Consider the following 290-nt stretch of genomic DNA (forward strand, 5'->3'; position numbering starts at 1 on the left):
GGTCCTGTGTTCGAAAACGCCAATCCAACTTTCACCATCACCCTCAACCAGACGTTGAAGGACGATCTGACCGTCAAGCTGAGCAACGGCGGCACCGTCACCGTTAAAGCCGGTGATACCAGCGCGATCTACACCGCACCGATCCAAGGCGACGACGTCTACAAAGACGGCGGCCCGCTGAGCCTGACCGTCACCGATGCTTCTGTGCCAGGCAAGGCCTTCGAAGACCTGCAACTGAGCAAAGAGCCAGGCGTGGTGCAAATCAACGACACCACCGACACCGTGACCGT

Annotated in this window: 1 protein-coding gene; it reads left to right on the forward strand. The window is 58.6% G+C overall.

Annotation, left to right across the window (positions count from 1 at the left end; genetic code table 11):
* A partial coding sequence (locus NR126_RS28670; protein WP_256832527.1) for an immunoglobulin-like domain-containing protein occupies positions 1-290 on the forward strand: 290 nt, incomplete at both ends.

This window comes from Pseudomonas sp. Pse1 (assembly GCF_024519635.1).
GTDB lineage: Bacteria > Pseudomonadota > Gammaproteobacteria > Pseudomonadales > Pseudomonadaceae > Aquipseudomonas.